Raw genomic sequence first — 18410 nt, 5'->3', positions numbered from 1 at the left:
CGGCCCGCTCCCGCTCCTCCAGATCGAGTACGTCCTTGACGTGGACGTACCCCATGAAGGCCCCGCCGCCGACGCAGACCGGGAAGCGCGAATAGCCGGTCCGTACCGTCAGCTCCTCGATCTCGCGCGGGGTGACCGAGGGCCGCACGGTGACCAGCGACGCCCGGTCGAGCAGCACGTCGGTGACCGGCAGGCTGCCCAGCTCCAGGGCGTCCTCCAGGCGCTCCTGCTCGCCGGGCTCCAGGAGCCCGGCCTGGCCCGAGTCCTCGACGAGGCGGTTGAGCTGCTCACTGGTGAACACCGCCTCGACCTCGTCCCTGGCCTCGACCCCGAACAGCCGCAGCACCACCCGCGCGCAGGCGCCGAGTCCGGCCGTGACCGGGCGGCACAGCCGGGCGAAGCCGACGAGCCCGGGGCTCAGCCACAGGGCGGTCTTCTCGGGCGCGGCCATGGCGAGGTTCTTGGGGACCATCTCGCCGATGACCAGGTGCAGGAAGACGACCACGGCGAGCGCGATCACGTACCCGAGGGGGTGGACGAGCCCCTGGGGCAGGTGCACGGCGTGGAAGACCGGCTCCAGCAGGTGCGCCACGGTCGGCTCCGCGACCGCGCCGAGGGTCAGCGAGCAGACGGTGATCCCGAACTGGGCCGCCGCCATCATCTGCGGCAGGTTCTCCAGGCCGTGCATGACCTGCCGGGCACGGGCCGAGCCGTCGGCCGCGAGCGGCTCGATCTGGCTGCGGCGTACGGAGACGAGCGCGAACTCGGCGCCGACGAAGAAGCCGTTCGCGAGCACCAGGAGCCCGGCGAACAGCAGGTGGACCACGCTCATCGCACGGCCTCCGGCACCTTCGCGGTACGGACGAACCGCACTCGTCCGGCGCGGTAGCGGTCCACCTGTCGCACGGAGAGCCGCCAGCCGGGCAGTTCGGCCCGGTCGCCGGGGGCGGGGATGCGCCCGAGGAGGTCCGCGACCAGGCCGGCCACGGTCTCGTACGGCCCCTCGGGCACGTCCAGTCCTATCCGCCGCAGGGTCATGACCCGGCAGCTGCCGTCCGCCTCCCAGGCGGGCCGGCCGTCCTCGGCGGGGGCCGGGGCCAGTTCCGGCGGTTCGGCGCCCTCCTCGTCGTGTTCGTCCCTGACCTCTCCGACGAGTTCCTCCACGATGTCCTCCAGGGTGACGACGCCGGCCGTGCCGCCGTACTCGTCGACGACGACGGCGATCGGCTGCTCGCCGCGCAGCCGCACGAGGAGCTGCTGCACGGGGAGGGTCTCCGGGACGAGCAGCGGAGGCACGGCGACCCGGGCCACGGGGGTCCGCAGCCGCTCGTGCACGGGCACGGCGAGGGCGTCCTTGAGGTGGACCATGCCGACGATCTCGTCGATGCGCTCTCGGTAGACGGGGAAACGCGAGAGGCCGGTGGCGCGGGTGAGGTTGAGTACGTCCGCCGCGGTCGCCGAGGACTGCAGGGCGCTGACCTTCACGCGCGGCGTCATCACATGCTGCGCGGTGAGGCCGCCGAGGGAGAGGGTCCGTACGAACAGGTCGGCGGTGTCCTGTTCGAGGGCGCCTGCCCGCGCCGAGTGGCGGGCGAGAGAGACGAGTTCGCCGGGGGTGCGGGCGGAGGCCAGCTCGTCGGTGGGCTCGACGCCCAGCATCCGTACGAGCCGGTTGGCCACCGCGTTCAGCAGGGAGATCACGGGGCGGAAGACGGCTGAGAAGAGGTGCTGCGGTCCGGCGACGAACCGCGCGACCTGCAACGGCCGGGAGACGGCCCAGTTCTTCGGCACCAGCTCGCCGATCACCATCTGGACGGCCGAGGCCAGCAGCATGCCGACCACGACGGCGACACCGGGGACGGCTCCGCGCGGTATGCCGGCCGCGGTGAAGGGGCCGGACAGGAGGTGGGCGAGCGCGGGCTGGGCGAGCATGCCGACCACCAGCGAGGTGATGGTGATGCCGAGCTGGGTGCCGGAGAGCTGGAACGACAGCTCGCGCAGGGCCGCGACGACGGTGCGGGCGCGCCGGTCGCCTTCGGCGGCGGCGCGCTCGGCGTCCTGTTTCTCGACGGTCACCAGGCCGAACTCGGCGGCCACGAAGAACCCGTTGGCGAGGATCAGGAGGAATGCCGCGGCGAGCAGCAGGAGGGGGATGGTCATGCCGCCGCCTCGGAAGAAGGGGCGGCGTACGTACTGCCGGACGATCCGTCCATTGCTGGAGGGAGTCACTCCTCGGGTCGCAGGTGCTCCGCGGGCCGGTGGTGCGGGCCCTGTGCTGCGGAACGGCGGCGCCACTCGGCGCCGCCCGCACCAGAGTAAACGGGACCGGGCCGCCCCGGGCAGGGGCTCAGCCGCCGTGTGTGCCGGTGCCGCGGGATTCCGCCAGGTCGCGCAGGGCGCGGGCGTCGCGGATGGCCTGCTGCTTCGCGACGCCGGGCTGGATGCCCAGGGCCGGCAGGCTGGTGCCGTCGCTGAGGTCGAGGAACACCCAGGCGTCCCCGGGGCGCAGGTTGACCCGTACGATCTCGGCCCACTCCAGGCGGCGCTTGGTGGTCAGGTTGACCACGGTGACGCCGCCCTCGTCGGCGACGACCTTGGGGCGGCTGAGCAGGACGAGCACGCCGGACAGGAGCAGCGCGGTGAAGACGAACGCCACCCGCTCCCCGCCGCTCAGCGTGTTCAGCATCAGGGCGATGGCGGTGATGACGGCGAACATCGCCGCCCCGACGGTCAGGAGGACGGCCCGGGTGCGGGTCGGCCGGAAGGTGACCGGCAGGGCGGGAAGTTCGGGCTGTGACACGACGCTCGCGTTCCTTCGGGTGTGGGGCGGCTGCGGGGCGGTCAGAGGCGGCAGGCGTGGATGGCCGTGGTGAGGATGGCGCGGGCGCCGAGCTCGTACAGGTCGTCCATGACGCGCTGGGACTCCTTGGCCGGGACCATGGAGCGGACCGCGACCCAGCCCTCGTTGTGCAGCGGCGAGATGGTCGGCGACTCCAGGCCCGGGGTGAGGGCCACGGCCGCTTCGAGGTGCTCGGCGCGGCAGTCGTAATCCATCATCACGTAGCTGCGGGCGACCAGGACGCCCTGGAGGCGGCGCAGGAACTGGGCCACCTTCGGGTCGACGGCCTCCTCGGCGGAGACACCGGTGCGGCGGATCACGACCGCCTCGGACTTCATGATCGGCTCGCCGATCACTTCGAGGCCCGCGTTGCGCAGGCTGGTGCCGGTCTCGACGACATCGGCGATGATCTGGGCGACGCCCAGCTCGATGGCCGTCTCGACCGCTCCGTCCAGGTGGACGACGGCGGCGTCGATGCCCTCGTCGGCGAGGTGCTTGGCGACGATGCCCTCGTACGAGGTGGCGACCGTCATGCCGCCGAAGTCCTTGACGCCGGTCGCGGTGCCGGGCTTGGTGGCGTAGCGGAAGGTCGAGCGGGCGAAGCCGAGCTGGAGGATCTCCTCGGCGTCGGCCCCGGAGTCCAGCAGCAGGTCGCGTCCGGTGATGCCGATGTCGAGGCGGCCGGAGCTCACGTAGATCGCGATGTCGCGGGGCCGCAGGTAGAAGAACTCGACCTCGTTCTCCGGGTCGACGAGGCGCAGCTCCTTCGACTCCTTGCGCTGCTGGTACCCGGCCTCATGGAGCATCTCCGACGCAGGTCCGGAGAGGGAGCCCTTGTTGGGGATGGCGATGCGCAGCATGAGGTCAGGTCCTTCTGTGCGGTGGGAGTCGTGGTGGTGCGGGTGTGCGGAGAGCGGTGCGGCTCAGAGGTGGGCGTAGACGTCGTCGAGCGAGATCCCGCGGGCGACCATCATCACCTGGACGTGGTACAGCAGCTGCGAGATCTCCTCGGCGGCGGCTTCCTTGCCCTCGTACTCGGCGGCCATCCAGACCTCGGCGGCCTCTTCGACGACCTTCTTGCCGATGGCGTGCACGCCCTTGCCCACCAGCTCGGCGGTGCGGGAGGTGGTGGGGTCGCCGGTGGCGGCCTTGTGCTGGAGCTCGGTGAAGAGCTCTTCGAAGCTCTTGGCGGGTTTGTTGGCCATGATGGTCCTAAGAGTACGGGGTGGCCCGGTGCCACTCAGCGCCAGGGTTCGGCGACCGTGCGCAGCGTGGCCGCGGTGGCGACGGCGGCGGTGACGGCCTCGTGGCCCTTGTCCTCGTGGGAGCCCTCGATGCCGGCCCGGTCGAGCGCCTGCTCCTCGGTGTCGCAGGTCAGCACGCCGAAGCCGATGGGAACACCGGTGTCGACGGAGACCTGGGTGAGGCCGTTGGTGACGCCCTGGCACACGTACTCGAAGTGGGGCGTTCCGCCGCGGATGACGACGCCGAGGGCGACGATCGCGTCGTAACCGCGGCCCGCGAGGACCTTGGCGACGACCGGGAGCTCGAAGCTGCCGGGGACCCGCAGCACGGTCGGCTCGTCGATGCCCAGCTCGTGCAGGGCGCGCAGCGCGCCGTCGACGAGGCCGTCCATGACCTTCTCGTGCCACTGGGCCGCGATCACCGCCACCCGGAGGTCGCCGCAGTTCTTCACACTCAGTTCGGGTGCGCCCTTGCCGCTCACGCGTGTTCTCCTTCGAGGTTGTGTACGGGTCTACTGGTTGCCGCAGGTGGAGGCGGAGGCGCCGTCCAGCCACGGAAGGTCGTGCCCCATCCGGTCCCGCTTGGTGCGCAGGTAGCGGAGGTTGTGCTCGCCCGCCGTGACGGGCATCGGCTCGCGTTCGAGGACGGTCAGGCCGTGCCGTACGAGCGCGTCGGTCTTCTCGGGGTTGTTCGTCATCAGCCGGAGGCTGTGCACGCCGAGGTCTTCGAGGATCTGCGCGCCGGCCGCGTAGTCGCGGGCGTCGGCGGGCAGGCCGAGTTCCAGGTTGGCGTCGAGGGTGTCGCGGCCGAGCTCCTGGAGTTCGTACGCGCGCAGCTTGGACAGCAGCCCGATGCCGCGCCCCTCGTGGCCGCGCAGGTAGACGACGACGCCCCGGCCCTTCTCGGTGATGCGCCGCATGGACGCTTCCAGCTGGGGGCCGCAGTCGCAGCGCTGCGAGCGGAAGATGTCGCCGGTCAGGCACTCGGAGTGGACCCGCACGAGGACGTCCTCGCCGTCGCCGATCTCGCCGTGGACGAGCGCGACGTGCTCGACGCCGTCGACGGTCGAGCGGTAGCCGTACGCCGTGAAGTCCCCGAAGGCCGTGGGGAGCTGGACGGTGGCCTCGCGGCGGACCTTGGGGTCGGAGGTGCGGCGGTAGGCGATCAGGTCCTCGATGGAGATGATCGTCAGTCCGTGCTTGCGGGCGAACGGGATCAGCTCGGGCAGCCGCAGCATCACGCCGTCCTCGCCGGCGATCTCGACGATCGCGCCGGCCGGGCGCAGACCGGCGAGCCGGGCCAGGTCGACCGCGGCCTCGGTGTGGCCGTTGCGGACGAGTACGCCGCCGGGCTTGGCGCGCAGCGGGAAGATGTGGCCGGGGCGGACGAAGTCGCCGGCGGTGGAGCGGCCGCTCGCCAGGAGCCGCAGGGTCGCGGCGCGGTCGGCGGCCGAGATGCCGGTGGTGACGCCGTGTGCGGCGGAGGCGTCCACGGAGACGGTGAAGGCGGTGCTCATCGACTCGGTGTTGTTCGCGACCATCTGCGGGAGTTCGAGCCGCTCCAGCTCGTCGCCCTCCATGGGCGCGCAGATCAGGCCCCGGCACTCGCTCATCATGAACGCGACGATCTCGGGCGTCGCCATCTCGGCGGCGATGACGAGGTCGCCCTCGTTCTCCCGGTTCTCGTCGTCGACGACGACCACGGGGCGGCCGGCCGCGATGTCGCGGATGGCGTGCTCGACGGGGTCGAGGGCCAGGTCCTCGGCGTTGTCGGTGCTGTACCAGGTGGGCAGGGCGCTCATGCTGCTGCTCCTTCCATGGCGGGCTTCACGCTCGCGCGTGAACGCTGCCACCAGTCGTAGGCACCCCAGAGGACGAGGGCGAAGTAGACGACGTACACAAGACCGGAGAAGGCAAGGCCGCTGGTGAAGGCGAGCGGTACGCCCACCAGGTCGACCAGCAGCCAGGCGAACCAGAACTCGACCAGGCCGCGGGCCTGGGCGATCATCGCGACGAGCGTGCCGACGAAGATGTACGCGTCGGCCCAGGGGCTCCAGGACAGCGACGGGTACAGGGTGAACAGGCCGCCGACGGCCAGCGTGCCGACGACCGCTCCGGCGAGCAGCAGGGCGCGCTCGCGCCAGGTGGCGAAGCGGACGGCGATCGAGCCGTCCTGGGCCTGCCGGCGGCCGAGCTGCCACTGCCGCCAGCCCCACAGGGCGACGCCGATGACCAGCAGCTGCTTGCCGACGCCGCCGCTGAGGTTCGCGGAGGAGTACGCGGCCACCAGGATGAGGCCGGACAGGAGCTGGGCGGGCCAGGTCCATATGGAGCGCCGCCAGCCGAGCGCCAGGGCGATCAGGCCGATGGTGTTGCCGATCATGTCGGACCACATGATGTGCTGGTCGAAGGCGGTGAACGCCTCGCTGTTCAGCCAGGAGACGGCGCTCACTTGACGCTCTCCTTCCGGTCCGCGCCCATCAGCCGCTCGACGTACTTGGCGAGGACGTCCACTTCCAGGTTGACCGGGTCCCCGGCCTGCTTGATGCCGAGGGTGGTGAGGTCGAGCGTGGTGGGGATGAGGCTGATGGTGAAGTAGTCGTCCCCGGCCTCGACGACGGTGAGGCTCACGCCGTCGACGGTGATGGAGCCCTTCTCGACGACGTACCGGGCGAGGTCCGCCGGCAGCGAGACCTTGACGATCTCCCAGTGCTCGGACGGCTCGCGGCCGGTGATCGTGCCGGTGCCGTCGACGTGTCCCTGGACGAGGTGTCCGCCGAGGCGGCCGCCGAGCGCCATGGGGCGCTCCAGGTTCACGCGGGAGCCGGTGGTGAGGGCGCCGAGGCTGGAGCGCTTCAGCGTCTCGGCCATCACGTCTGCGGTGAACTCACCGTCCCCGCACTCCACGACGGTGAGGCAGACGCCGTTGACGGCGATGGAGTCGCCGTGCTTCGCGTCCTCGGTGACGAGCGGGCCGCGCAGGCGGAAACGGGAGGCGTCACCGAGGTTCTCGACGGCGGTGACCTCACCCAGCTCTTCGACGATTCCGGTGAACACTCAGGTCTCCTTCGGTGCGGGAGTGGCGGGGACGGCGGTGATGCGCAGATCGGGTCCGATGCGCGCGGTCTCGGTGACGTCGAGCCGCAACGCTTCGGTGAGGGTGGTGATTCCGGCGTCGGCGAGGGCGGCGGGGCCCGCGCCGAGCAGGACGGGTGCGAGGTAGCCGGTGACGGCGTCGACGGCGCCCGCGGCGACGAACGCCCCGGCGAGCGTGGGGCCGCCTTCGAGGAGTACGGAACGCACCCCCCGGGCGTGCAGGGCGGCGAGCAGCGCGTGAACGTCCAGGCCGCCGGTGGAGCGGGGCAGCCGTACGACCTCCGCCGCCGTCCCGTCCAGGTGCGCGGCGTCGGCGTCCTCGGCGACCGCGACCAGCGTGGGCGCTGCGTCGTCGAGGACGCGGGCGCCGGGCTTGACGGCGGTGGCGCGGGTGTCGACGACGACGCGCAGGGGCTGGGTGACGCCCTCGGCTCCCCCGTCGCCGCGTACGGCGAGGTGGGGGTCGTCGGCGCGCATCGTGCCGGAGCCGACGACCACGGCGTCCGCCTCGGCGCGCAGCCGGTGGACGTCGGCGCGGGACTCGGCGGAGCTGATCCAGCGGCTGGTGGAGTCGGCGGCGGCGATACGGCCGTCGAGCGTCGCGGCGTACTTCCATCGGACGTACGGGCGGCCGAGGCGTACGGACGTGAGCCAGGCGGTGTTGCCCGCCTCCGCCTCGTCCGCGAGCAGGCCCTGCTCGACCTGGACGCCGGCCGCGCGCAGGGTGCCGGCGCCGCCGGTGGCCTGCGGGTTCGGGTCGGCCACGGCGTAGACGACGCGGGCGACGCCGGCGGCGACGAGGGCCTGGGCGCAGGGGCCGGTGCGACCGGTGTGGTTGCAGGGCTCGAGGGTGACGTACGCCGTACCGCCGCGTGCCCGCTCCCCCGCTTCCCGCAGGGCGTTCACCTCGGCGTGCGGGCCGCCCGCGCGCTGGTGGAATCCGGCGCCGGCGGGCTGTCCGGCGGCGTCGAGTACGACGCATCCGACGACCGGGTTGGGGCTGGTGGAGCCGAGTCCGCGGGCGGCCAGCGCGATGGCGCGGCGCATGGCGTTCGCGTCGGTCGTGGCTTCGGCTGCGGTGGCCACCGGGTCCTCCTGCCTCTTCGGGCACGGACTCCGGGGCTGTCGATGACGACAGAGAGCGGGAAACACCGACGGGTACGACGGGACGCCGTAGCCGGAAAGAGGGATCGCCCCTGGAGGACGAGCCGAACCGCCGACAGCGGCGTACCCATGACCTGTGACGGCCCGCCGCGCACTGCCTCCCATCCGGACTTTCACCGTCGGTACAGGAATTTCACCTGTTCAACCGGTCACTGGAGGTGACCGGGTCGCGGACTGTAACCGCCGGTTCGGAATTACACCGACCCCGGAGTGCGCTGCTGCTGGTACAGGGTCAGTGTGCCACGCCGGGAACAGTGCCACGCATCGGATTTATTGTGGCCCGGCTCACAGATGATTGGTCCATACCTATTGACCGCTCTGGTCTAGTCCTCTTAACGTCTGCGCAACAAGACGATCACCCACCGTTCGTTGTGCCAGGCCGACCTCCCCAGGAGGAACAGACCGTGCTGTCCCCCACCCGAGCGAGATCCTCCCTGCTCGCCGCCGGCGCGGCCGTCGCCGGACTCCTGCTCAGTTCGCTCGCCCAAGGCGTCTCGCACGCCGCCGACAACGAGTCCTGTCGTCCCGACGGCCTGTACAAGACGCCGGGCGTCGACGTGCCGTACTGCTCGGTCTACGACGCCGACGGCCGCGAGAAGATGGGCGCCGACCACAAGCGCCGCGTCATCGGCTACTTCACCGGATGGCGTACGGGCAAGAACGGCGAACCCGCCTACCTCGCCTCCGACATCCCGTGGGACAAGGTCACCCACCTCAACTACGCCTTCGCGCACATCGGCAGCGACCACAGGATCTCGGTCGGCTCCGACGGCGAGAAGAACCCCGCGACGGGGATGACCTGGCCGGGCGTGGCCGGTGCGGAGATGGACCCGGCGTACGGCTACAAGGGCCACTTCAACCTGCTCAGCAAGTTCAAGAAGCAGCACCCCGACGTGAAGACGCTCGTCTCGGTGGGCGGCTGGGCCGAGACCGGCGGGTACTTCGCCGACAACGGCGACCGGGTGAACTCCGGCGGCTTCTACTCGATGGCGACCAACGCGGACGGTTCGGTCAACCAGGCGGGCATCGACACGTTCGCCGACTCGACGGTCGCGTTCATCAAGAAGTACGGCTTCAACGGCGTCGACATCGACTACGAGTACCCGACGACGATGAAGGACGCGGGCAATCCGCTGGACTTCTCGTACTCGAACGGGCGGCGGGCCGGGCTGGTCAAGGGCTACGCGGCGCTGATGAAGTCGCTGCGCGAGAAGCTCGACCGGGCGGGCGCCGCGGACGGGAAGCACTACCTGCTGACCGTGGCCGCGCCCTCGTCGGGATATCTGCTGCGCGGCATGGAGACGTTCCAGGTCCAGAAGTACCTGGACTACGTCAACATCATGTCGTACGACCTCCACGGCGCGTGGAACGAGTACGTCGGCCCGAACGCCTCGCTCTTCGACGACGGCAAGGACGCCGAACTGGCGGCCGCCGGTGTGTATTCGACCGCGCAGTACGGCGGCACCGGGTACCTGAACACCGACTGGGCGTACCACTACTTCCGCGGCTCGATGCCGGCCGGCCGCATCAACATCGGCCTGCCGTACTACACCCGCGGGCACAAGAACGTGCAGGGCGGCACGGACGGGCTCTGGGGCAGGGCGCCCTCGACGAACTGCCCGGCCGGCGCGGGCCTGACGAAGTGCGGTGACGGGGCGTCGGGCATCGACAACCTGTGGCACGACAAGGACACGGCGGGCAAGGAGTCCCCGGCCGGGTCCAACCCGATGTGGCACGCGAAGAACCTGGAGAAGGGCGTCGTCGGGGACTACGTCACGAAGTACGGCTTCCCGGCCGACACGAAGCTGACCGGCACGTACACCCGCAAGTACGACCCGACGCTCGTCGCGCCCTGGCTGTGGAACGCGCAGAAGAAGGTCTTCCTGTCGACCGAGGACGAGCAGTCCGTCAAGGCCAAGGCCGACTACGTGGTCGACAAGGGCATCGGCGGCACGATGGTCTGGGAGCTCGCGGGCGACTACGACTGGAACGCCGCCAAGGGACAGTACGAGATCGGCGACTCGCTGACGACGGCGATGTACGAGAAGTTCAAGTCGGCAACTCCGTACGGCGCGAAGCGCTCCAGCATCGAACTGCCGACGAAGGCGCTCGACATCGGCGTGGACTTCGGGCAGTTCCCGCTCGGCGACTCCAACTACCCCATCAGCCCCAAGCTGAGGATCACGAACAACTCGAAGGCGACGCTGCCCGGCGGCACGGAGTTCCAGTTCGACTACGCGACCTCCGCGCCCGCCAACGCCAAGGACCAGTCCGGCTTCAACACGAGGATCGTGCGCAGCGACCATACGGCCGCGCACAACATCGGCGGCCTGAAGGGCGACTACAACCGCGTCTCGCTGAAGCTGCCGGCCTGGCAGACGCTCGCGCCCGGCGCGTCGGTCGAGCTGGACTTCGTCTACTACCTGCCGACCTCCACCCCGTCCAACTGGACGGTGACCTTCGGCGGCCAGTCCTACGCCCTGGCGGGCGACCTGGCGCGCGGCACGACGGTGGTGGACCCGGGAACGGGCCCCGGGCCGGACCCGAGCCCCACACCGAGCCCGGGCGGGCCGTGCGCGGCGCCCGCGTGGAGCGCCTCGTCCGAGTACGGCAGCGGTACGACCCTCGCTCACAAGTCGCGCCAGTGGAAGTCCAAGTGGTGGACGAAGGGCGAGGAGCCGGGTACTACCGGTGAGTGGGGTGTCTGGCAGGACCTCGGAGCCTGCTGACCCCCGGCAAGACGCCCGGCGGCGGTGACCGGCCCTTCCCGCCGCCGGGTCCGACCCTCCCGCACGCCCCGGAGCCCCGGCTCCGGGGCGTGCGGCGCGTACGGGGCGAGCAGCCGCCGCGACCGGGGGGGGCGAACCGGCCGCCGGGCCCTGGAGGCGTACGGGCGTTCCGGCCCGGGGGACGTACGGGCGGTCCGGCCTCGGGGGTACGGGCGGTCAGGCGCCGGCGGGTGTCGGGGTGAACAGGTCGTCCTGGGCCGCTTCCCTGGCCGCGAGCAGCGCGCCCTGGAGGACCGCCGCGTCGCCCAGCTCCCCGGCCCGCACCTGGGTGCGCAGCGGTGACATGCCGGCGAGCTTCGCGGCGACCCGGGCGGCGAGGGCCTCACCGCCCGCGTGGCCGCTCTCGCCGCCGAGGACGACGCAGCCCGGGTCGAGGACGGCGGTGACGGCCGCCGCGCCGACGGCCAGGTGCGTGGCGAGCGCGTCCAGGAACGGCTCACCGCGTGACCCCGCCGCGAGGGCCGCCCGTACCCCGGCGGCGGGTGAGGCGTCACCGGCGGCCGCGATGCCGTGGCGCGTGGCGAGGGCGCCGATGGCGGCCCCGCCGGCCAGCGAGTGGAACCCGCCGCCGCAGTCCGTGGCCGAGGGCAGGCCCTCGGTGCCCGGCACCGGCAGGAACCCGATCTCGCCCGCGCCGCCCGACGCGCCCCGGCGCAGCTTGCCGTCGAGCACGAGCGCCGCGCCGACGCCGTGGCCGAGCCACAGCAGGACGAAGGTGTGGCGGTCGCGGGCCGCGCCGAGCCGCTGTTCCGCGACGGCGGCGAGGTTGGTCTCGTTCTCCACGAGCACGGTGGCGGGCAGGCGTTCCTGCAGGGCGGCGACCAGTCTGCGGTGCCAGGCGGGGAGCCCGGTGGTGGCGCGCAGTTCCCCGGTCGCGGGGTCGACCAGGCCGGGGGCCCCGATCCCGACGCTGTGCAGCCGCTCGGCGCCGGCCTCGCGGGCGGTGCGTTCCAGGAGGGCGACGGCCTGTTCGACGGCCGGTCCGGTGCCGGTCGCGTCGCCGTCGATCGGCAGCGTGGCCTCGGCGAGCGTCGTACCGAGCAGATCGGCCACGACGACGGAGACGCCCTGGGTCCGTACGTCGAGCGCGGCGAGGTGCGCGCGGTCCGCGACGATGCCGTACAGCCGGGCGTTGGGGCCCCGGCGTCGCGCCCCGGCCTCCCCCACCACGGTGATCAGGCCCGCGCCCTGGAGCCGTTCGACCAGGTCGGCGACGGAGGGGCGGGACAGTCCGGTGAGCGTCTTGAGCTGCCCGGCCGTCAACGGGCCCTCGTCCTGGAGCAGCTTGAGGGCGGACCGGTCGTTGATGGCCCGGGCGGTGCTCGGTGATGCGGGCATGCCACGGATCCTCTCAGACACCTGGGCACCTATTTATCAGGCAGGGTTCCTGATAGTTTACTCCGGCACGCTGGAGAGACGGACCACGGGGAGGACGCGATGTCGGGCGAAACGGTCTTCAGCCGGCCGCAGTTGAAGCGGGCACGGTACGCCGTGGCCGCTGTCTTCTGTGTCCACGGAGCGGTCACCGGCAGCTTCGCCACCCGCATCCCGTGGATCGCGGACCACACCGGCGTCGGCGCGGGCCAGCTCGGCCTCGCCCTCGCCTTCCCCGCGATCGGCGCCTCGGTGGCGATGCCGCTGGCCGGGGCGGTCAGTCACCGGCTGGGGGCGCGGACCGCGCTGCGCGGGCTGCTGGTCCTGTGGACCCTCTCCCTCACGCTGCCCGCGCTGGCGCCGAACATGGTGGCGCTGTGCGCCGCGCTGTTCGTGTACGGCGCGACGGCGGGGATGTCGGACGTGGCCATGAACGCGCTCGGCGTCGAGGTCGAGAACCGGCTGGACAAGTCGATCATGTCCGGGCTGCACGGCATGTGGAGCGCGGGCGCGCTGATCGGCTCGGCCGCCGGAACGCTCGCCGCCCACCTGGGGAGCGACGCGCGCCTGCACCACGCGCTGGCCGCCGCCGCCCTGACCGTACTGGGCCTCGTCGCCTGCCAGGGTGTGATCGACCTGCGCAGCGCGCCGGACGCCGAGGCTCCGCCGCGTTTCGCGCTGCCGCCGAGGTCGGCGCTGGTGATCGGGGCGATCGGGTTCTGCGCGGTGTTCGCGGAGGGGGCGAGCCTGGACTGGTCGGCGGTGTACCTGCGGGACGTGCTGGACACCTCGCCGGGCCTCGCCGCCGCCTCGACGACCGCGTTCGCCCTGACGATGGCGGTGGCCCGGCTGGCCGGGGACCGGGTGATCGACCGCTTCGGGCCGGTGCGCACGGTCCGGGTGGGCGGCGTCGCGGCCACGGCCGGCGGCCTTCTCGTGGTGTCGGCGACCGGTCCGGTGCTCGCCCTGGCCGGTTTCGCGCTGATCGGGCTCGGGGTCGCGGTGGTCGTGCCGCTGGCGTTCGCCGCGGCCGGCCGCTCCGGGCCGAACCCGAGCCAGGCGATCGCGGGCGTCGCGACGATCACGTACACCTCCGGTCTGATCGCCCCCTCCGCGATCGGCGCGGTGGCCGACGCGACCTCGCTGGTGGTGTCCTTCGGCGTGGTGACGGCGCTGGCGTTCGGGCTGGTGGTCGGCGCCGGGGTACTGCGCGGCGCGGGCCGCGTGCCGGACGGCGAACGCGGCGGCGCCTCCCCGTCCCCCGCCGCGGCGGTCAAGGACTAGGGCGCGGCCGGCGCTCACCCGTCCGCCGTCGGCCGAGGGCCGGCGGGGCGTGCGGCCGATACCCGGCAGGCAGCGGCGCGAGACCCCGGCCTTAGCATGGCTGGGATCATTTCTGACCGAATCTGCACGGGAGCCACCATGGACCTCGGGGTGCGCTGGACCCTGCACGGCGACGGGCGGACCCCCGCCCCCGGAGCCGTCGTACGGCCCGACGAGCGCCTCTCCTGGCCCCGTACGGCGGGGCTCGGCGCCCAGCACGTGGTGGCCATGTTCGGGGCGTCGTTCGTCGCTCCGGTGCTCATGGGGCTCGACCCCAACCTGGCCATCATGATGTCCGGCGTCGCGACCGTCATCTTCCTGCTCGCGACCCGCGGCCGCGTGCCGAGCTACCTCGGCTGCTCGCTCTCCTTCGTCGGCGTGGCGGCCACCATCCGCGCCTCCGGCGGCGACAGCGCCACGGTCACCGGCGCGGTCCTCGTCGTCGGCGCGGCGCTGTTCGTCGCCGGCCTCGCCGTCCAGAGGTTCGGCGCCCGCATCATCCACGCCGCGATGCCGCCGGTCGTCACGGGCGCGGTCGTCATGCTGATCGGCTTCAACCTGGCCCCGGTCACGGCCTCGACGTACTGGCCGCAGGACCAGTGGACGGCCCTGCTGGTGATGCTCTTCACCGGGCTGGCCGTCGTCTGCCTGCGCGGCTTCTTCTCCCGCGTCGCGATCTTCCTCGGTCTGCTCTTCGGGTACGCGATCTCGTGGGTGTTCGACCGGATCTTCGGGAAGATCCACTCACCCGTGGGCGGCCCGGAGGCCGTCGACCACTGGCGGCTGGACCTCTCGGCGGTCGGCCGGGCCGACTGGATCGGCCTGCCGACCTTCCACGCGCCGAGCTTCGAGTGGTCGGCGATCCTCGTCGCGCTGCCCGTCGTCATCGCGCTGATCGCCGAGAACGCCGGCCACGTCAAGGCCGTCGGCGAGATGACCGGCGACTCCCTGGACGACAGGCTCGGCACCGCCATCGCCGCCGACGGCGCCGCGTCCATGCTGTCCACCGCCGTCGGTGGCCCGCCCAACACGACGTACTCCGAGAACATCGGCGTCATGGCGGCCACCCGCGTCTACTCCACGGCCGCCTACTGGGCCGCCGCCGGATTCGCGCTGCTCTTCGGGCTGTGCCCCAAGTTCGGCGCGGTCGTCGCGGCGATCCCCGGCGGTGTGCTCGGCGGCATCACCGTCATCCTGTACGGCATGATCGGCCTGCTCGGCGCCCAGATCTGGCTCAACGCGCGCGTGGACCTGCGCAATCCGCTCAATCTGGTGCCGGCCGCCGCGGGCATCATCATCGGCGTCGGCGGCGTCAGCCTGAAGATCACCGACAACTTCGAGCTGAGCGGCATCGCGCTCGGCACGATCGTCGTGATCACCGGCTACCACGTCCTGCGCGCCCTGGCCCCCGCCCACCTCAAGGAGCAGGAGCCCCTGCTGGACGCGGGCACCTCGACGTACGACACCACCAAGGACTAGGCGTCGGCCAGTTCGGCGTTGGCGCGGGCGGTCAGGACGGTCAGCAGGCGGCCGGCGGCCGCCAGCTCGTCCGGCTCGAAACCGTCGTACAGCCGCGCCGTGATCGCACCGACCTCGGTACGGATCGCACGGTGCAGCTCCCGGCCCGCGTCCGTGAGCCGGATGCGGCACTCGTCGCCGGGGACCGCCTCCACCAGCGCCGCGCCGGTCAGTTCGGCGATCGTCGCCAGCGCCGTCGCGTCGTCGATCTTCAGGCTGCCCGTCATGCGGCCGACGAGGTGGCCGCGGTCGACTCCGGCGCCGCTGTCCGCCGCGACGTTGAGCGCCACGGACTGGTTGAAGGTGGTGCCGGTGCGGGCCAGGTAGCGCTCCAGGACGGCGCGGGTGGCGTAGTGGGCCTGGCCGATGACCTGGCCGTTGACGTTCGGGATCGCGGACACGGCTACTCCTCGGTCGGTGCTTCGGGCGGTACGCCGGACGACGCGTCCAGCGGTACGTCGATCAGGGCGGTCAGCTCACGGACCAGCACCTCGGTGCGCCGCCCCTCCAGGCCGCCCAGCGGCGCCAGGAGCTGGTCGACGAGCCGCTGTACGACCGTGATCGCGCGGCCGGTGGTCTCGCGCCCCCGGTCCGTGAGGCCCAGCCGGACCGCCCGGGTGTCGGCGGCGTCCCGGGTGCGCTCGACGAGGCCCGCGGTCTCCAGCGCGCGGGCCAGCTTCGAGACGTACAGGGCCTCAAGGCCGGTGTGGTCGGCGAGCTGCCGCTGACTCGGCCGGCGCCCGGCGTGTTCCATGCCGAGCAGCGACGCGAGCAGCGAGTACTGCGCGTGGGTCAGGCCCATTGGCCCGAGGGCCCGGTCGACGGCCACGCGCCACTTCATCGACAGTCGCCAGACCAGGAATCCGGGCGTCGGGCCTTCGGTGGCTGCGCTCATGACAGATACAGTACATAGACACTATGTACATGGCTAGTGTTTGCTCAGTCGCCGCGCGCCAACCGGTAGGCGTACTCCGGTGCGAAGGTGCCCGCCGCCCCCTTGCAGCCGTCGGACTCCCCCGGCAGCTTGACCCACAGGTACGCGTCGATCCGGTCCTCCCCGGTCCGGGTCGTCGGCGCCCGGCCGAGGGCGCGGCCCGCCGGGTCGCACCACTGGCCCCCGGGCGGCGGGCCGTTGCCGTTCCTGCTGGTGTCGATGACCGCGCCGAGCCCCGGAGGGCCGCCGAGCGCGGCGAGGACCCGGCGGGCGTAGGCGGCCTCGTCGGAGGTGCGGTGGAAGTTGGCGACGTTGGTGAAGATGCCGTCGCCGCTCGACCGGGCGCCCGCCGCGCGCAGGGCCGCGGCCTGCTTCCCGGCCGTGTGCCAGCCGGAGTGCCCGGCGTCGAAGTAGACCTTCGCCCGGGGGTTCGCCGCGTGCAGGGTGCGGCCCGCGCGGGCCAGCGACGCGAAACGCGCCTGCCGCTGCGCGGCGGAGAGGCAGTCGGACAGGGCGATCGAGTCCGGTTCCAGGACCACGATGACCTCACCGGCGCCGAGCCCGGCCGCGAAGTCCTCGATCCAGCCGTCGTACGCCCCGAGGTCCGGCGCGCCGCCCTGGGACGCGCCGCCGCAGTCCCGGTCGGGGATCGCGTACGGCACCAGGACGGGCACCCGGCCCGCCGTCCGGGCGGCCGAGGTCACGGACCTCACCTGCGCGGTGACGGCGCCCGGGTTGTACGTCGCGAACCACACGGCGGCGGGCCGCTCCGCGATCCGGGACTTGATCAGCGCGTGCCGGGGGTCGTCGCCGTTGGCCCTGACCCAGTCGAGCACCTGCGACCGCGGGTGCAGGTGGAGGGCGGCCCCGGGCTCCTCGCCCCGGCCCGCTTCCGGCGTCCCCGGGGCCCGCGCCGGCGGCGAGTCCGGCGGTGCGGGCCGGGAAGCCCGGGGCGGCCGCGGGGACGGGAGCGCCGCCGGACGCGAGGCCGGGGCCGAGACCTTGGCGGTCGGCGTCGCCGAAGCGGTCGGCCGCGCGGGCAGCGGCCCCGGAACCGGCGTCGCGGTCGTCGTCGGCCGCGCCGCGTTCCGGTGGTTCCCCTCACCCGCCGACGCGGACATCACTCCCGTCACCGCGCCGACGGCGACGACCGCCGAAGCCGCGACGGCCATCGCGTCGCGCCGCCTGGCGCGCCGCCGCTCGGCGCGCTCCGTCCGGCGCTGTGTACGTGCACCCGGCACCCTGGTTCTCCCCCCGGTCGGCCGTCCCCCGGCGCCCGCGACACGGTTCGTTCCCCCGTTCTGGGGAAGCCCGTGTCTACGTCGCCCGGGAAAAAGCCTAGGGCTGCGACGCTGCCCGTATGGCGCAGATCGAGCACTTCCCAGCTCAGACGGACCGCTCCCGGACCTCGGTCGACGCGGTGGTGGCGCGGATGCGTTCCTTCCGCTGCGACTGGCCGCCGTCGGACGGCCTCGCGGTCTTCAACCGGGTCTACCTCGCGGTCACCGAGGAGATCGACCGGCGCATCGACGGCGGCCTGTTCCCCGACGCCCGCGCCGCCGCCACGCTCGACGTGCTCTTCGCCGAACGCTACCTCCGGGCCGTGGACGCCTCGTCGGCGGGGCGGCGCGGGCCCGCCTGCTGGCGGCCGCTGCTGATGTACCGGCGCCATCCGGGCGTACGGCCGCTGCAGTTCGCACTGGCCGGGATCAACGCGCACATCGGGCACGACCTGGCGCTGGCCGTGGTCGACTCCTGTGACGTGCTCGGCTGCCGGCCGGCCGATCTGGAGAATGCCTTCGACCGAGTGGGCGACACCCTGGTGGCACTGGAGGAGCGCGTCCGCGAGGAGCTGATGCCGGGGCCCGACCTGCTGGAGATCGCCGATCCGCTGACCCATCTGCTCGGCTCGTGGAGCCTGGAGCGGGCCCGTGACGCCGCCTGGTCCGCCGCCCGCCTCCTGTGGCGGCTGCGTGAACTGCCCGAGCTGGCGGAGGACTTCACCCGGCGGCTGGACGAAGGCGTGGGCCTGGTCGGGCGGATGCTGCTGACGCCGCTGCCCGGCGGCGACCGGACCCGGCCCGCCGACGCGCTCCGGTGAAGCCCCGGTGAACAGCGTCCGTCGGACT

18 protein-coding genes and 1 riboswitch are annotated in these 18410 nt (G+C 72.6%); of the genes, 4 read left to right on the top strand and 14 right to left on the bottom strand.

Features of this window, described 5'->3' with window-relative positions:
- The 10 genes from E2E34_RS06810 to ribD form a co-directional block, all read right to left on the bottom strand.
- A partial coding sequence (locus E2E34_RS06810; RefSeq protein WP_138901012.1) for a hemolysin family protein occupies positions 1–832 on the bottom strand: 832 nt, incomplete at its 3' end.
- On the bottom strand, positions 829–2160 hold the full coding sequence (locus E2E34_RS06805) for a hemolysin family protein (protein WP_138901011.1): 1332 nt from the start codon (positions 2158–2160) through the stop codon (positions 829–831). The genes E2E34_RS06810 and E2E34_RS06805, both read right to left, overlap by 4 nt.
- Positions 2161–2347: 187 nt before the next feature.
- A complete protein-coding gene (locus tag E2E34_RS06800; RefSeq protein WP_138901010.1) occupies positions 2348–2800 on the bottom strand; it encodes a PH domain-containing protein in 453 nt (150 codons plus the stop codon).
- A 41-nt stretch (positions 2801–2841) separates the two neighbouring features.
- Positions 2842–3699 (bottom strand): ATP phosphoribosyltransferase, encoded by an 858-nt coding sequence (gene hisG, locus E2E34_RS06795; RefSeq protein ID WP_138901009.1) that lies wholly within the window; start codon positions 3697–3699, stop codon positions 2842–2844.
- A gap of 63 nt (positions 3700–3762) precedes the next feature.
- Positions 3763–4044: a phosphoribosyl-ATP diphosphatase gene (locus E2E34_RS06790; protein WP_138901008.1), complete on the bottom strand. Its 282-nt coding sequence runs from the start codon at positions 4042–4044 to the stop codon at positions 3763–3765.
- A gap of 35 nt (positions 4045–4079) precedes the next feature.
- On the bottom strand, positions 4080–4565 hold the full coding sequence (ribH, locus tag E2E34_RS06785) for a 6,7-dimethyl-8-ribityllumazine synthase (RefSeq protein ID WP_138901007.1): 486 nt from the start codon (positions 4563–4565) through the stop codon (positions 4080–4082).
- A gap of 30 nt (positions 4566–4595) precedes the next feature.
- Positions 4596–5885, bottom strand: a complete 1290-nt coding sequence (locus E2E34_RS06780) for a bifunctional 3,4-dihydroxy-2-butanone-4-phosphate synthase/GTP cyclohydrolase II (RefSeq protein ID WP_138901006.1) — start codon at positions 5883–5885, stop codon at positions 4596–4598.
- Positions 5882–6535 (bottom strand): nicotinamide mononucleotide transporter family protein, encoded by a 654-nt coding sequence (locus tag E2E34_RS06775; protein WP_138901005.1) that lies wholly within the window; start codon positions 6533–6535, stop codon positions 5882–5884. The genes E2E34_RS06780 and E2E34_RS06775 overlap by 4 nt, the downstream gene beginning before the upstream one ends.
- Positions 6532–7140: a riboflavin synthase gene (locus E2E34_RS06770; protein WP_138901004.1), complete on the bottom strand. Its 609-nt coding sequence runs from the start codon at positions 7138–7140 to the stop codon at positions 6532–6534. Before E2E34_RS06770 ends, E2E34_RS06775 begins: the two co-directional genes overlap by 4 nt.
- Positions 7141–8265, bottom strand: coding sequence for a bifunctional diaminohydroxyphosphoribosylaminopyrimidine deaminase/5-amino-6-(5-phosphoribosylamino)uracil reductase RibD (gene ribD, locus E2E34_RS06765; RefSeq protein ID WP_244315541.1), 1125 nt, complete (start codon positions 8263–8265; stop codon positions 7141–7143).
- A 165-nt stretch (positions 8266–8430) separates the two neighbouring features.
- Positions 8431–8561: riboswitch (FMN riboswitch) on the bottom strand.
- Between the two features lie 186 nt (positions 8562–8747).
- Between ribD and E2E34_RS06760 the strand changes: the two genes are divergently transcribed.
- A complete protein-coding gene (locus tag E2E34_RS06760; RefSeq protein WP_138901003.1) occupies positions 8748–11072 on the top strand; it encodes a chitinase C-terminal domain-containing protein in 2325 nt (774 codons plus the stop codon).
- 216 nt (positions 11073–11288) lie between these two features.
- Here E2E34_RS06760 and E2E34_RS06755 read toward each other — a convergent pair whose 3' ends face one another.
- Positions 11289–12470 (bottom strand): ROK family transcriptional regulator, encoded by a 1182-nt coding sequence (locus E2E34_RS06755; RefSeq protein WP_138901002.1) that lies wholly within the window; start codon positions 12468–12470, stop codon positions 11289–11291.
- A 99-nt stretch (positions 12471–12569) separates the two neighbouring features.
- Between E2E34_RS06755 and E2E34_RS06750 the strand changes: the two genes are divergently transcribed.
- The gene (locus tag E2E34_RS06750) at positions 12570–13790 is read left to right on the top strand and encodes an MFS transporter (protein ID WP_138901001.1); all 1221 of its coding nucleotides are present in this window, start codon (positions 12570–12572) and stop codon (positions 13788–13790) included.
- A gap of 138 nt (positions 13791–13928) precedes the next feature.
- A complete protein-coding gene (locus E2E34_RS06745; RefSeq protein WP_138901000.1) occupies positions 13929–15308 on the top strand; it encodes a uracil-xanthine permease family protein in 1380 nt (459 codons plus the stop codon).
- Here the strand turns inward: E2E34_RS06745 and E2E34_RS06740 are convergent.
- Genes E2E34_RS06740 through E2E34_RS06730 form a run of 3 tightly spaced genes read right to left on the bottom strand, consistent with a single transcriptional unit; the run spans position 15305 to position 17453 of the window.
- Positions 15305–15748, bottom strand: coding sequence for a MarR family winged helix-turn-helix transcriptional regulator (locus E2E34_RS06740; protein WP_138900999.1), 444 nt, complete (start codon positions 15746–15748; stop codon positions 15305–15307). The genes E2E34_RS06745 and E2E34_RS06740 overlap by 4 nt on opposite strands.
- A 2-nt stretch (positions 15749–15750) precedes the next feature.
- The gene (locus tag E2E34_RS06735) at positions 15751–16242 is read right to left on the bottom strand and encodes a MarR family winged helix-turn-helix transcriptional regulator (protein WP_138900998.1); all 492 of its coding nucleotides are present in this window, start codon (positions 16240–16242) and stop codon (positions 15751–15753) included.
- A gap of 44 nt (positions 16243–16286) precedes the next feature.
- A complete protein-coding gene (locus E2E34_RS06730; RefSeq protein ID WP_138901015.1) occupies positions 16287–17453 on the bottom strand; it encodes a glycoside hydrolase family 6 protein in 1167 nt (388 codons plus the stop codon).
- A gap of 188 nt (positions 17454–17641) precedes the next feature.
- Here E2E34_RS06730 and E2E34_RS06725 point away from each other — a divergent pair, with 188 nt between their 5' ends.
- Complete coding sequence (locus tag E2E34_RS06725) at positions 17642–18382, top strand: DUF5995 family protein (protein WP_138900997.1); 741 nt, start codon at positions 17642–17644, stop codon at positions 18380–18382.
- Positions 18383–18410 lie beyond the last annotated feature (28 nt).

It is taken from the genome of Streptomyces albidochromogenes, assembly GCF_005981925.1.
Taxonomy (GTDB): domain Bacteria; phylum Actinomycetota; class Actinomycetes; order Streptomycetales; family Streptomycetaceae; genus Streptomyces; species Streptomyces albidochromogenes.
This window is presented reverse-complemented; position numbering and strand designations above follow the sequence as displayed.